Origin of the sequence: Algoriphagus marincola DSM 16067 (assembly GCF_000429405.1) — a bacterium.
GTDB classification, from domain to species: Bacteria; Bacteroidota; Bacteroidia; order Cytophagales; family Cyclobacteriaceae; genus Algoriphagus; species Algoriphagus marincola.
This window is the reverse complement of sequence record NZ_AUBU01000002.1, coordinates 240915-254283: the sequence shown is the minus strand read 5'-3', so window position 1 is coordinate 254283 and position 13369 is coordinate 240915. Positions and strand designations below refer to the sequence as shown.

The 13369-nt window shown below is 42.2% G+C and carries 10 protein-coding genes; 5 read left to right on the top strand and 5 right to left on the bottom strand.

Annotation, left to right across the window (positions count from 1 at the left end; genetic code table 11):
• Positions 1 to 25: 25 nt before the first annotated feature.
• Complete coding sequence (locus G457_RS0104230; RefSeq protein ID WP_026945351.1) at positions 26 to 454, bottom strand: FKBP-type peptidyl-prolyl cis-trans isomerase; 429 nt, start codon at positions 452 to 454, stop codon at positions 26 to 28.
• A gap of 195 nt (positions 455 to 649) precedes the next feature.
• Here G457_RS0104230 and G457_RS0104225 point away from each other — a divergent pair, with 195 nt between their 5' ends.
• Both G457_RS0104225 and G457_RS0104220 read left to right on the top strand, forming a co-directional pair.
• Complete coding sequence (locus G457_RS0104225) at positions 650 to 2032, top strand: sigma-54-dependent transcriptional regulator (RefSeq protein WP_026945350.1); 1383 nt, start codon at positions 650 to 652, stop codon at positions 2030 to 2032.
• A complete protein-coding gene (locus G457_RS0104220; protein WP_026945349.1) occupies positions 2022 to 3365 on the top strand; it encodes a sensor histidine kinase in 1344 nt (447 codons plus the stop codon). Before G457_RS0104225 ends, G457_RS0104220 begins: the two co-directional genes overlap by 11 nt.
• Positions 3366 to 3438: 73 nt before the next feature.
• Here the strand turns inward: G457_RS0104220 and G457_RS0104215 are convergent, their stop codons facing one another.
• A complete protein-coding gene (locus tag G457_RS0104215; protein ID WP_035483227.1) occupies positions 3439 to 4788 on the bottom strand; it encodes a Gfo/Idh/MocA family protein in 1350 nt (449 codons plus the stop codon).
• 248 nt (positions 4789 to 5036) lie between these two features.
• Between G457_RS0104215 and G457_RS0104205 the strand changes: the two genes are divergently transcribed.
• A complete protein-coding gene (locus G457_RS0104205) occupies positions 5037 to 5846 on the top strand; it encodes a metallophosphoesterase family protein (RefSeq protein ID WP_248602816.1) in 810 nt (269 codons plus the stop codon).
• Positions 5847 to 5849: 3 nt separating this feature from the next.
• On the opposite strand, the gene G457_RS0104200 is transcribed toward G457_RS0104205, so the two are convergent.
• A complete protein-coding gene (locus tag G457_RS0104200) occupies positions 5850 to 6581 on the bottom strand; it encodes a class I SAM-dependent methyltransferase (protein ID WP_026945346.1) in 732 nt (243 codons plus the stop codon).
• A 155-nt stretch (positions 6582 to 6736) separates the two neighbouring features.
• Positions 6737 to 8965, bottom strand: coding sequence for a catalase/peroxidase HPI (gene katG / locus G457_RS0104190; RefSeq protein ID WP_035483119.1), 2229 nt, complete (start codon positions 8963 to 8965; stop codon positions 6737 to 6739).
• A 367-nt stretch (positions 8966 to 9332) separates the two neighbouring features.
• Between katG and G457_RS0104180 the strand changes: the two genes are divergently transcribed.
• Together G457_RS0104180 and G457_RS0104175 are read left to right on the top strand one after the other, a co-directional pair.
• The gene (locus tag G457_RS0104180) at positions 9333 to 10094 is read left to right on the top strand and encodes a DUF6090 family protein (RefSeq protein WP_026945344.1); all 762 of its coding nucleotides are present in this window, start codon (positions 9333 to 9335) and stop codon (positions 10092 to 10094) included.
• 268 nt (positions 10095 to 10362) lie between these two features.
• Positions 10363 to 10719: a hypothetical protein gene (locus G457_RS0104175; protein WP_026945343.1), complete on the top strand. Its 357-nt coding sequence runs from the start codon at positions 10363 to 10365 to the stop codon at positions 10717 to 10719.
• Positions 10720 to 10887: 168 nt separating this feature from the next.
• Here G457_RS0104175 and G457_RS0104170 read toward each other — a convergent pair whose 3' ends face one another.
• Entirely contained in the window at positions 10888 to 13362 is a 2475-nt protein-coding gene (locus tag G457_RS0104170; protein WP_026945342.1) for a S9 family peptidase, read from the bottom strand.
• Positions 13363 to 13369: the final 7 nt, after the last annotated feature.

The window sequence follows — 13369 nt, the reverse complement described above, 5'->3', positions numbered from 1 at the left end:
CGGCTCTTTACTCTTGATCCTAAGATCAGGATATCTTCATCAACTCGATATCAAAAATCAAGTCTTTTCCAGCCAACTGATGATTGGCATCAAGCGTGATTTTTTCTTCGTCTACATGAGTCACGGTTACAGGCATTGGCTGCCCATTTCCGCCTTGCAGGGTTAACTGCATTCCAACTTCAGGGCTGATGTTAGCAGGAACTTGCTCCTTAGGCACATCAATCATCATATCGTCACGACGCTCACCATAGGCTTCGGCAGCAGGGATAGTTACAGTCTTTTTATCCCCTACAGCCATGCCATGAACTGCATCGTCAAAACCTTTAATCATATTGCCATCACCTAGTTTGAAACCAAGTGGCTGACGATTCACAGACGAGTCAAAAACGCTTCCATCCTCTAATTTTCCGGTGTAATGTACCTCAACGGTATCACCTTTCATTGCTGTCATAATTCTATTTGCTTTTTGTTCGCCTACAAAGGTACAAAGAATAAGCCGGGGGAGAAAACCGTACAGTATCGCAGACAAAGTGTCCGAATTCAGTATATTTATGTACAAAAACGGACATATTTTCTTCAAAACCCTTGAATTAAGCGGGAATAATGGATTGGCATCATTTTCCCCTATTAACCAGAAAAAACAGCAACCATGGAAAACCAAAATCTGGGAAAAATACTCATCATAGACGATAATGAAGATTTGCTTTTCGCTGCAAAAATGCTTTTGAAAAAGCATGCCAAGGAAGTGATGATCGAAAAGGATCCCCGAAGGATTCCCTTTTTGGTCAATAACAATGACTATGACGTCATTCTTTTGGACATGAATTTTCGGGAAGATACTACCTCCGGAAAGGAAGGTTTCCATTGGCTAAAGCAAATAAAGGAGATCGATCCCAAGGCAGTGGTGATTTTGATTACTGCTTTTGGTGATGTGGAAATGGCTGTGCAGGCACTGAAAGAAGGAGCGACCGATTTCATTTTGAAACCCTGGCAAAATGAAAAGCTGATTGCCACCCTTTCCTCTGCCATCAAGCTAAAGGAAAGCTACAACGAAGTTGATAAACTCCAGAAAAAGCAAAAGACCCTTCAAACCGACCTTAAGAAACCTTACACGGATATCATCGGGAGCTCGGCTTCTATGAAAAACATCTTTTCAATAATCGACAAAGTAGCGCAAACAGATGCCAATGTGTTGATTTTGGGAGAAAACGGAACCGGTAAAGAATTAATCGCCAGAGCGATCCATGAACGATCCCTTCGAAAAGATGAAATCTTTGTCGGTGTGGATATGGGTGCCATTACAGAAACACTGTTTGAGTCAGAACTCTTCGGACACAAAAAAGGAGCCTTTACCGACGCAAAAGATGATCGGGCAGGACGATTTGAAGTAGCGGATCAGGGCACACTATTCTTGGATGAAATTGGAAACTTATCCATGCCATTACAATCAAAGCTTTTGACAGTATTGCAAAGACGCGAGGTGACACGAATTGGTACCAACAAGGCTATCCCAGTGGATATTCGCCTGATTTGTGCAACCAATATGCCCCTTCATGAAATGATCATGGACAATGGTTTTCGGCAAGATTTGTTGTACCGAATCAATACAGTAGAGATTTTCCTTCCACCCCTTCGGGAGCGTCAGGATGATATACCTCAATTGGCCAATCACTTCCTGAAAATCTACGGGCAGAAGTACCGAAAAACGCTCAGCGGATTTACTGACTCTGCGATGGATCTACTTCAGCGTTATTCCTGGCCAGGAAATATCCGAGAGCTTCAGCATGCCATCGAACGGGCTATCATCATGTCCGAAGGGGATGAATTGGATAGCAGAGATTTCTTTTTCCTATCAGCGAAACCTACTTCCGAAAAAGCCCCTGTCTCCACCAACTTGAACCTGGATGACATGGAGCGCTCCACGATTCAGCGAGCAATTGACAAAAACGGTGGAAATATTTCTAAAGCTGCCAAGGAGTTGGGACTTACCAGAGCTTCTCTATACCGAAGATTAGAAAAGTATGGACTTTAAGGTAGGCTTATTGGGGCGAATCGCCCTCCTCTCTTTTTCCCTCTTTGCTTTAGGATATTCTATTGCAGATGAATGGGGCGTATTTATGACTTCCCTTTTCATCATTTTGGTAATCATTCAAGTCATATTCTTTCTTCGATACGCTGAGAGTTCATTTAAAAAGGTCCGGACCTTCCTGGACAATATTAAGCAAGATGAATACTCGCAGGTCTACCCTGTCAAATTTGACGGTACAGAGACTGATGATCTTCATATAGAATTCAATGCCATTCTGGCCAAACTCAAAGAAGATCAAGCCGAAAAGGAAGCCAACTACCAGTACTTCCGCTCTGTATTTAAACACCTGAGCATAGGTCTTATCACTTTTGGGGAAGATGGGAAAATCCAACTTTTGAATGTCGCTGCTAAACGCATATTGGACTTAGACGAACTCAAAAACATCGAGCAGATAGAGTCTGTCAATAAAGAGCTTTATCGAGCGATTCATGAATTAAAGACCGGAGGTAGCGAACTGATTAAAATAGCCCATCCAGACGGCATTATGCAACTCTCTGTCTATGTCATCGAGCTGATGATGCGAGGGGAGCAATTTAAACTGGTATCACTTCAAAACATTCAATCCGAACTCGAAGAGAAAGAAATGGAAGCCTGGCAAAATCTCGTGAAGGTGCTGACCCATGAGATAATGAATTCCATTACTCCTATTTCCTCTCTTGCCGGTACGATAAAAAGCGACATCGAGCAAAAACTAGAGCATGCAGAGTCAGTTTCAGACTCGGATTTGGAGGACTATCTGATGGGTATCGCCACGGTAGAAAAACGCTCAGAAGGTTTGATCAATTTTGTATCGGATTTCAGGAGTTTGGCGCATATCCCAGCACCGAAGTTTAGTAGTATCCGGCTTTCTCAGCTATTCGATCAGCTACAGGTACTTTTCCACCATCAGTTGGAGAACAAAGGAATCACATTTCGTAAGGAACTTGATCCGGAGGAGTTGATTCTATTTGGAGATCAAACACAAATTGAACAAGTACTGATTAATTTGGTGCAAAATGCAATTCAGGCAGTGGAAGATTCCGATCAAAAGCTAGTCAGACTTCGAGCATTTATTGATGAGGCAGGGAAAATCATCTTGGAAGTTTGTGATACTGGAAAAGGGATAGAGGAGGAAGCTTTGAGCAAAATTTTCATACCATTTTTCACTACCAAGAAAAAAGGTTCTGGGATCGGCCTAAGCCTTTCCAAGCAGATCATGCGCCGCCACAAGGGAAATATTCAAGTCAAGTCGCAGCTCGGTGAAGGAACTACTTTCAAACTGATCTTTAACGGATAAGTTTCCCAAATCCATTAAAAAGCCTTCGAATCTTCTGAATTCGAAGGCTTTTTAGCTGCTAGTAAGAACTAAATCAAAACTTCCTGTATTTCCCATCCAAAAACTCATTGGCTTTTTCTTCTTCAAAACGGGCCTTTTTGCTATCCCAGTGAAGCGTTTCGTTAGGAAATCGTCCTGCAATCACTCCTAGCAGGATCGTTTCTGTCAGGTTTGCCGAATAAGAAAATGGCGCACTACATTCTGTTTTCCCCAAACATGCATCTACAAATTCATGATAGTGCTTCTTACTTTCTGCGGCATAGTCTTTCACAGGCTCTCCTAGATTAAATTGAGCAATGTCCATTTCCTTGTATTGACCATCCACGATCAAGCGAGGAAGTTGCATAAAGTGCGGAAGTAGTAATCTACCCTTTTCCCCAAGAAACATGGCGCCCTGATCGGGAAGCTTGTCTCCATTAGGAAGGGCGAGATCTGGATGATCCGCAGGCGCACCTGGTCCGTCTGACCATATCCAAGTCAAAGTTTCTGCTGTGTAAGGCGTAGCAGGGAATTCGTAGGTTACAATATTATTTTCAGGAAATCCGAAACCGGAAGGCTGTCGGCACTCATTTTTGATCGTTCTAGGTACATCTAGAGCAAGTGCATTGTAGGGTGTATCAAAAATATGAACTCCCATATCTCCTAGAGTTCCACAACCAAAATCCAAAACCTTTCTCCAGTTGCCCGGGTGATACTCTCCTTCTTTATACGGCCGCTCAGGTGCGGTTCCTAGCCAAAGATTCCAGTCTAGATCAGCAGGAATCGGATCACTACCTTGCGGCATGGGATCATCTGTTCCCCAATTTTTGGGAGACCAAGCTCTGACAGTATGCACCTTTCCGATTATTCCAGATTGAATCAGAAGCGTAGCCAATTTGTAATCATAGAATGAGTGAACTTGAATACCCATCTGCGTAACCAAGCCTTTTTTCTCAGCTACTTTCTTCATTTCTCTGGCTTCAGAAACATGATGCGTCAAAGGCTTTTGACAATAAACCGCCTTATCCATTTTCATCGCCATTAAGGAAGCCGGAGCATGGGTGTGATCAGGAGTAGAGACAACTACTGCATCGATATCCTTTTTTAGCTCTTTCAAAAGCACCCGGTAATCCGCATAGGTCTTCGCTTGAGGAAAATCAGCAGCAGCTTTCCCAAGATTAGTACTATCCACATCACAAAGGGCTACAACCTCCACCAGTGGATGTGAGGAAATAGCCTTCAAATCTTCAACCCCCATCGCACCTACTCCAATTTGGGCAATCCTCAATTTACCATTGGCTTGTGCCTGTGCAAGAAGGGCTGGTGAAAGTGCAAGAGCAGCTGCCCCAAGGCCAGTTTTCTTGAGGAAATCTCTTCTGTCAATAATCTGGAAATTCTTCTTCATGATGTGCTTTTTGATCGATAGGATTAGTTTAGGTTTATTGGAAAAAAGAAATGATCGAAGCCTATAGAAGGGTTCTTTCATTTTGCATGCTTTTCGCGTTTTAAGATAGCTTCCAAAAATGGATTTGCAAATCCCAATTACTCAAAAGGTCATGTTTCAGCGACAAAGGCTAAGCATGAAAATCGGTAATTCTCCAAATCCTGACTATATTTTGCCAATATTTTAAAAGCCTGACACAAACCCTTGTAATGATGAATAGAAGGCCTTTTTTGCAAAAACTTGGAATCCTAACTACTTCTACGATGACGCTTCCTTTTTATCTTTTTGGCAAAATGCAACTCCCAAAGGAGACAAAGTTTAAGTTTATCACTGCCTCAGACGGTCATTTCGGACAACCTAATACCGATTTTGAAAAAAGCCATCAAGATCTAATCCAAGCGATCAATAAAGAAAAAGATGTGGATTTTGTGGTTTTCAATGGAGATCTGATTCATGACGAGCCAAGCTTGATGCCTGAAGTCAAAAAGGTCTATGATCAAGTGCAGCACCCCTATTTTGTGACGAAAGGCAATCATGATCGAGTGGATGAGGAGACTTGGAATCAAATCTGGAATCAAACTTCCAATTTTTCCAAAGTTCATCAAGACGAGCTGGGGATGGTTTTGCTGAATTGCTCCAATCCAAAAGGTGATTATTTATGTGCTGATCTTGATTATGCCAAACAGACTTTAGATGAATTTTCCACCCTTCCCCATGTCATGGTTTTCATTCATATTTCTCAAAATGATTGGACTCGTCATGGAGTCAGCTGTCAGGGATTTATGGATTTGATTGCTTCTTATCCCAATGTACGGGCAACTTTCCACGGACACGACCATGACGTAGACGGGGTTATGCTTTACCGGAAGAAGCCTTTTCTTTGGTCTGGGCATTTTGGGGGCAGTTGGGGAAATCCATTTCCAAGCTACCGAGTCTGCGAGGTTGGAGCTGATGGATCGGCCGCTACCTATTTAAAGCGAGTTTCGGACGGAGTAATTCTTAATGGCTACACCCTTTAAAACTCAATCCGAGACTTTTTGAAACACTAAAAAGTGCTGAATCTTTAAAAATTTCCCGTTTTCTACCAGCTTAAACCCATTTGCCTTCAGCTCCTTTTCAGCTTGGCGAGCGGTCATCTTATGAAGTGGCTTGATCGCAATCGTCGGGTCCTCACCTCTGTATTCGATTAGAATTAATTTACCATCGGGTTTCAGAGATTGATGAATGGATTGAAGCATTTCTTGTGGAAACTCTAATTCATGATAAACATCCACCATAAAGGCTACATCAATTGCTTCTTCAGGTAAATTGGGTGATTTAGAGCTTCCTTTGGTGGGAATTACCTGCTCAAACCCTAGTTCTTTTCGTTTTCGGTCCAGGTAATTCAATGCCTCATCTTGAACCTCGACTGCGTATATTTTTCCATCGGGAATTCTTTCTGCCACGCGAAAAGTATAGTATCCGGAACCCGCACCGATATCAGCGACCACACTTTCTGAAGTCAATGGTAAGTTTTTTACCGCTAAAGAGACCCCTTCTTCCCCCTCTCTACTATCACGCTCCAACCAGTCTTTTCCTGCAAAACCCATAATATGGGAGATTTCCCGCCCCATGTAGATTTTGCCTGTTCCATCCCAAGAGGGATTTTTGAATTTATAAGGTGAATCATCTTTTTGAGACCCATTCTGAGCCTGACAGGCTATAAGTGGCAGGATGCAACCTAAAACAAGAATTGAATATCGGAGAATCTTCATGATTATTTTTTTTATAAAAACCACTAAAGTGGAAAGCTGTTTAAATCATTGGTACTTTCTAATGGAATTCGCAACGATCTTATTTTCCATTCTTCAAAAAGCAAAAAAAATGGCTCCCATTTGAGAGCCATTTTGATATTATAAGTTATGATTAATTAATCATGAAGATCGAAGCGATCCAAATTCATGACCTTATCCCAAACTTTCACGAAGTCGTGGACAAACTTCTCAGCTCCGTCAGCGCAGCCATATACTTCGGCATAAGCTCTTAGCTCGGAATTAGATCCAAAGATCAAGTCAACTCGAGTACCAGTCCACTTTGGCTCACCTGTCTTGCGATCACTACCTACGAAAATGTTGCTCTTATCATTAGTAGCTCTCCAAGTGGTTCCTAAATCAAGGACATTCACAAAGAAATCATTGGTCAATTGTCCTGGCTTATCAGTGAAGATTCCGTGCTTTGATCCATCCCAGTTGGCGTTGAGTGCTCTCATACCACCAACTAAAGCAGTCATTTCCGGACCAGTCAAAGACATCAATTGAGCCTTATCGACTAGCAATTCTTCTCCTTTTACTTCGCAGCCTTCGGACATGTAATTTCTGAAGCCATCAGCGATAGGATTCAGGTATTCGAAAGAAAGAACTTCAGTCTGCTCTTCAGTAGCATCAGTACGACCTGGAGTGAAAGGAACTTTCACCTCATATCCAGCATCTTTTGCTGCTTTTTCTACAGCTGCACAGCCACCCAATACGATTAGGTCAGCTAGGGAAACTTTCTTTCCACCATCAGCAGTGCTGTTGAACTCTTCTTGGATGCTTCCCAAAGTACCCAATACCTTAGAAAGTTGAGCTGGATTATTCACTTTCCAATTCTTCATAGGCTCCAGACGGATACGTGCACCATTGGCACCACCACGCTTGTCAGAGTTTCTGAAAGTAGAAGCAGAAGCCCAAGCCGTACTTACCAGTTCGGAAACAGTTAGGCCTGAAGCTAGGATATTTGCCTTCAAACCTTCGATATCCTTTTCGTCTACCAATGGGTGATCTACCGCAGGAACAGGATCTTGCCATAGGAGATCTTCAGCAGGAACCTCAGAACCCACATAGCGAGCCTTAGGCCCCATATCACGGTGAGTCAATTTAAACCAAGCTCTAGCAAAAGCATCTTTGAATTCCTTCGGGTTTTCGTAGAATCTTCTGGATATTTTTTCATATTCCGGATCAAATCGCATAGACAAATCCGTAGTCAACATGAATGGCTTATGGAACTTACCTTCGATGTGTGCATCAGGGATAATCGCTTCTGCATCCTTAGCTACCCATTGATGAGCACCTGCTGGACTCTTAGTCAATTCCCACTCATATTCGAACAAGAACTTAAAGTAGTCATGGCTGAATTTAGCTGGGGTAGATGTCCATGCACCTTCTAGTCCAGAAGTAATGGTGTCAGCACCTGAACCTGAACCGTATTTGCTGGTCCAGCCCATTCCCATTTCTTCGATAGAAGCAGCCGCTGGTTCTGGTCCTACATATTCATCAGGATTTGCCGCTCCGTGTGTTTTTCCGAAAGAGTGACCACCAGCAATCAATGCTACTGTTTCCTCATCGTTCATAGCCATACGACCGAAAGTCTCACGGATCGCCTTAGCTGCTTCTTTTGGATCTGGATTGTTTCCAGGACCTTCTGGGTTGACATAGATCAATCCCATTTCAGTCGCACCAAGTGGATTTTCCAAAGCTTCTGGACTTCTGTGTGCTTTCCATTCGGCCTCTGAACCCCAGTAAATATCCTGCTCTGGCTCCCAAATATCTTCACGACCTCCTGCAAAACCGAAAGTCTTGAAGCCCATCGATTCAAGAGATACGTTACCAGCTAAGACCATTAGGTCAGCCCAAGAGAGCTTCTTGCCATACTTCTGTTTGATTGGCCATAGCAACAAACGAGCCTTGTCCAAGTTGGCGTTATCTGGCCATGAGTTTAGCGGAGCAAATCGCTGAGAACCGCTACCTGCGCCACCTCGTCCGTCATGAACCCTGTAGGTACCGGCACTATGCCATGCCATACGAATCATAAATGGACCATAGTGACCGTAATCTGCTGGCCACCACTCCTGAGAAGTAGTAAGCACCTCTTCGATATCCTTTTTCACCTCTGCAAGATCCAAGGATGCAAATTCTTTTGCATAGTTGAAATCTTCATTCATTGGGTTGGACAAAGAAGAGTGCTGTCTTAAAATATTCAAATTCAGCTGATTGGGCCACCAATCAACATTTTGAATTCCTTTGCCGGCAGCTGCCTTTGTAGGGCCATTATGAAAAGGACATTTGCTGATGTCTCCATTCACAGAATAGCTGCTACCGCCGTTTTCGTGTGGATTGTTCATGATGTTATCGTTTATAGTTAATTGTAAATTTCAAGTCTTACGAAATTACCAAAAATTTTATTGATATGAATTTTTTTTTGATTGATAAAAACTATGAGGCTTTACTACCCATGTCAGTTTTGCAGAAATGAATTTTTGTGAAAAAAAGCTGATAAAAGTCTCCATTTTTTCAAATGATTAGACTTAGAAAAATAGCCTAAAGAAATTCCAGATCGAAGAGGTTTTCTTTATATCAAAATGGTCATTACTGGAATCGTCGTGATGAAGATTATCGGGTGTTTAGACCATTCCTACCCATTTTCTCTCTTTTTTTCAGGCTTTTTTATTAGAATCACTTAGGTTAGATTTCAATATCCCACCAACACTCATGAGCAGGTTATTCAGAAAATTCAGACAAGAGATTATTTCCAAAGGTAAAATCCAAAAATATTTGCTCTATGCTTTGGGAGAAGTGGTCCTTTTAGTCATTGGGATAATGATTGCCCTAGCTATCAATAACGACAACGTCATTAATCAAAACCGGGTCAAGGAGCAAGTGTACCTTAAGGGGTTGAAGGAGGATTTTCAGATCAGTCAATTCAAACTAGAGGAATTGATCAAAGTCAACCGAAACAATCTTGAAAATGCCAAGAAAATCATCCAAGCTGACCCAAAAGACTCCAACCTTTTAGAAAGTCAATTCTCCCAATGGGTTTTTGAGGCATTGGCATTCGAAATTTCCTTTAGCCCAAACAATTCCCTGCTAATGGAAATGATCAATTCGGGAAGTCTCAAAGATGTATCCAATCCAGACTTGAGGAAATCCCTCACCGATTGGTTAGCTAATTTGGAGGATATTCACTCTCAGGAAAATGAATTAAGCATACAGCGAGAAAAAGTGATCAATGTATTTGACGAAGAAGGATATAGCATCCGGAGAGTCTTTGAAGATGCCGGGGTTACTCAGGCGTTGGGGATTTCAAAAGGTGATTTTTCAGGAAGCAATCTGCAGATTTTAGAATCTGTGTCTTTTGAAAACCGACTATTGATCTTTATTCTGACGACTCAAGCTACTGAGGAGGCGCATTACCTGCCTCTCATGGACAAATTAGAATACATTTTGGCCTTGATTGAAAAGGAAATTGATTGATATGATGATACACAATGATGGCTTTGTCATAGTCTTTCTAGCTGGAAGCTTGAAGGAGAGAGAGTGAAGCACCCTGATTCTAAACCTTGAGGGTTTATTTCTGGCCTTAAACTTCGCAAACTGGAAGAAAAGCAGAGATAGAAGTCGATTGATACTTAAGGCCTTGAAATATGGTAATTTCTTTTGCTCCTAATAAATTTTAACTTAAAAAAGTAAAAACTAAATTTTAGAATTTCATAGTTTAATGATTCAATAAATTACATTAGCTATGAAATATCTAGGGATTACGTTGATTCTTTTTTTCAGCACTATAGGATTGGCCTTTGCACAGGAAAAAATAGAATGGCTCAGTGATTCTCAAAAGGATACACTGAAGCACCGGTGGAAATCACTTCCTGAATTTAACATAGACTCTATTGGTAAAGGCAGGATACTCTTGGACAGTGGTTTTTTATTTTTACCCAAGAGTCTAAATCCAGAAAGGTATATGGACTTATTACCCAACCCTAAGTTTAGAGTAGGGATGCCTCCTATCTATCAATTACCTGACCCCCAAAGCCGCATGCCCATCAAGGAGTTTGATGATTCGGTGAATTACACTATTCAAATCAAAAAAATCGACTAAGATTCCAAATTGCTAACCACTAAAAAAGCCCGATTCCTACACGAAACCGGGCTTTATCATTTATCAACACTTGATTTTTAACTAAAATTCGGGTGGACTAATTTAAGACCTGAAACGTTAAACTTTTTCATTTCAAACCACTTACAATTCACTACTTTCAAAAACTATCTACTTATCCTGCGGCTTATCCCGCTGCATCTCAACCATATCTACAGGAGGCGGTGTATTATCACCCAAGAGGTGCCGCACGAAGTAATCTCCCATTTTCCAGAAGAAGTATTCGGCCATGGGTCCGTATCCATGACGCTGACCTGGCAAAATCACAAATTCAAATCGTTTCCCAGCTTTGATCAGTGCTTCGGCCATTCGAATTGTTCCCGCCGGGTGCACGTTGTTATCCACATCTCCGGTGCTGAGCATCAGATGGCCTTTTAGGTTTTTAGCCAAGTCGGGATTCTTTTCTATTTGGTAGACAAAAGTGGTATCACCTTTTGGAGTGACAACTTCTTTCACGCCGTGGTGCTTTTCAGACCACCAGCGGTTATAAATATTATTTTCATGATTTCCAGCAGATGAAACAGCTACTTTGAACACTTCAGGATAAACAAGCATTGCTGCCGTAGACATAAAACCCCCACCGGAGTGACCGTGAATTCCTACTCGATTTCTATCGATGAAGGAGTGCCGGTCTGCCAATTGATCTACTGCAGCTTTCTTATCTGCTAAGCCATAATCTCTCAGGTCGCCGTATCCATAATTGTGATACCACTTGGATCTCGCAGGATGTCCTCCTCTATTTCCTAAAGTCACAACTACAAAACCAAACTGCGCCAAACGGTCTGTTCGGTCCATGCTTCTTCCAAAGGACTTATTCACGGCCTCAGTCTGAGGACCTGGATAGACATATTGTACCAATGGATATTTCCGTGTGGAATCAAAGTCAAAAGGCTTGTACATCACCCCGTACAAATCCGTAATTCCATCATCCGCTTTAAACTTGAAGGGTTCTGGGAATTGGTAGCCTGCGGCAAAAAGCTGGGACAAATCGGCTGTTTCCAAATCCATCACCTTATTTCCGTTTCTATCCATGAGGACAGAAACAGGCGTTGTGTTCACTCGGGAGAAATTATTGACAAAAAATGAAGCATTGTCATTTATCTCGATGCTGTGATTGAAGTTGCCAGAATTGAGAAGACTGATTGCCCCACCATCCATGCTGACACTGTATAGATGTTCATAGTAAGGATCCTCATCCTTTTCACGTCCGTTTGCTACAAAGTAAACTTTTCGATTACGCTCATCTACTCTAGCCACACCACTTACATGGAATGGACCTGAAGTCAATTGTCTTTTGAAGCTTCCATCTTTTCCATAGAGGTACAAATGTGCCCAACCGTCACGCTCAGACCACCAGATCATGTCATTTCCGACCAGCTCCAACTTGTCAAAATCTATGTAAGTATTGCTACGCTCTTCGATCAAGACCTCCTTTTCACCGGTAGTGATATTCCAGCGGCAGACATCTACTCGCTTCAAGTCTCTACTGGTGATAGCAAAATAAAACTCATCCAAATCTCCCAACCAAGTTGCTGGTCGGAAGTCATCGTCTCTGGTATTTGCCGGAGGGGTAGTCGACCAAAGACTGACCGTCTGATCTTTAAAGGTGGAGATAGGAAGCTTGCTCATCTCTTCAGAGTCGAAGGAGTAGTGCAACAATTCAGTTTGTGGCTGCTCCTTTTCACCTGGCATCGCATACTTGTAGGTTTCCAAAGTGGGTCTTGGATCCCGGGTATTGTGAATGACCCACAGGTCTTTGACTTTTCGTTGATCACTTCGAGTTAAGATAAACTGCTTGGAATCACTGCTCCAAAGTACACCCACCCGCTTTCGGTCATTCTTCTTCTTTTCTTCCTCCACATTATCGTCTCCTCGGCCTCCCCAGCCATATTCATAATCTTTCTCGCCATCCGTGGTCAATTGGTTTTCCACGATAGTCGAATCTTTCTCATCCTTCACTGCCTTTAGGAAGTTTTCCTTATCCATCCAGTAAAGGTTAAAGTTTTTGGCAAAGACTACCTTGGAGGAGTCGGGTGCAATATTTGCCCAGGAAAGACGTTTTGGATCTTTTTCAGTCTCTATTTCTGTCAGCGTCTGAGACGAAATATTCCAAAGAAAAGTGTGGACTTTCTTCTCTAAAGAATCCTTGGCATTCTTATTTTTCTCCTTGATCTCCGCCCAGTCAGACTTTAGCACATCTGCAGTGGATTTCACCTTGAACCGAATAGTATTTTCATCTTCCAGAAGTTTCAAGTCATCAAGCTCCAGATGCTGACCGTCGTAGGGGTCTTTCACTGCTTTGGTTATTTCCGCAGCCAGTTTGTCCCGATCAAAAAGTTCGGTCTTGGTTTTCCTTACCGGGTCGACTACATACCAGCGTTTTCCATCACTAGTTTCGTATTCATACCAGAATCGGTCAGACTTCTTCATCCAATGAGGATTGACAGAAGTTGAGAAAATCATTTTGCGAAGTTTGGCAGGAGCAAAGCGGGAAGCTAGTTCATAATTTCCCTTGTATATGGGCTCCTGTGCTAAACCTAAATTGACGGTCAAAAAGAGACCTAAAATCAAGAATATTCGCTGCATTATTTAG

Bases quoted from the DNA above. Each gene is read 5' to 3' on its own strand.
- G457_RS0104205 (WP_248602816.1), top strand. From the start codon at position 5,037: ATGATGAATAGAAGGCCTTTTTTGCAAAAACTTGGAATCCTAACTACT.
- G457_RS0104225 (WP_026945350.1), top strand. From the start codon at position 650: ATGGAAAACCAAAATCTGGGAAAAATACTCATCATAGACGATAATGAA.
- G457_RS0104175 (WP_026945343.1), top strand. From the start codon at position 10,363: ATGAAATATCTAGGGATTACGTTGATTCTTTTTTTCAGCACTATAGGA.
- G457_RS0104180 (WP_026945344.1), top strand. From the start codon at position 9,333: ATGAGCAGGTTATTCAGAAAATTCAGACAAGAGATTATTTCCAAAGGT.
- G457_RS0104200 (WP_026945346.1), bottom strand. From the start codon at position 6,581: ATGAAGATTCTCCGATATTCAATTCTTGTTTTAGGTTGCATCCTGCCA.
- G457_RS0104170 (WP_026945342.1), bottom strand. From the start codon at position 13,362: ATGCAGCGAATATTCTTGATTTTAGGTCTCTTTTTGACCGTCAATTTA.
- katG (WP_035483119.1), bottom strand. From the start codon at position 8,965: ATGAACAATCCACACGAAAACGGCGGTAGCAGCTATTCTGTGAATGGA.
- G457_RS0104215 (WP_035483227.1), bottom strand. From the start codon at position 4,788: ATGAAGAAGAATTTCCAGATTATTGACAGAAGAGATTTCCTCAAGAAA.
- G457_RS0104220 (WP_026945349.1), top strand. From the start codon at position 2,022: ATGGACTTTAAGGTAGGCTTATTGGGGCGAATCGCCCTCCTCTCTTTT.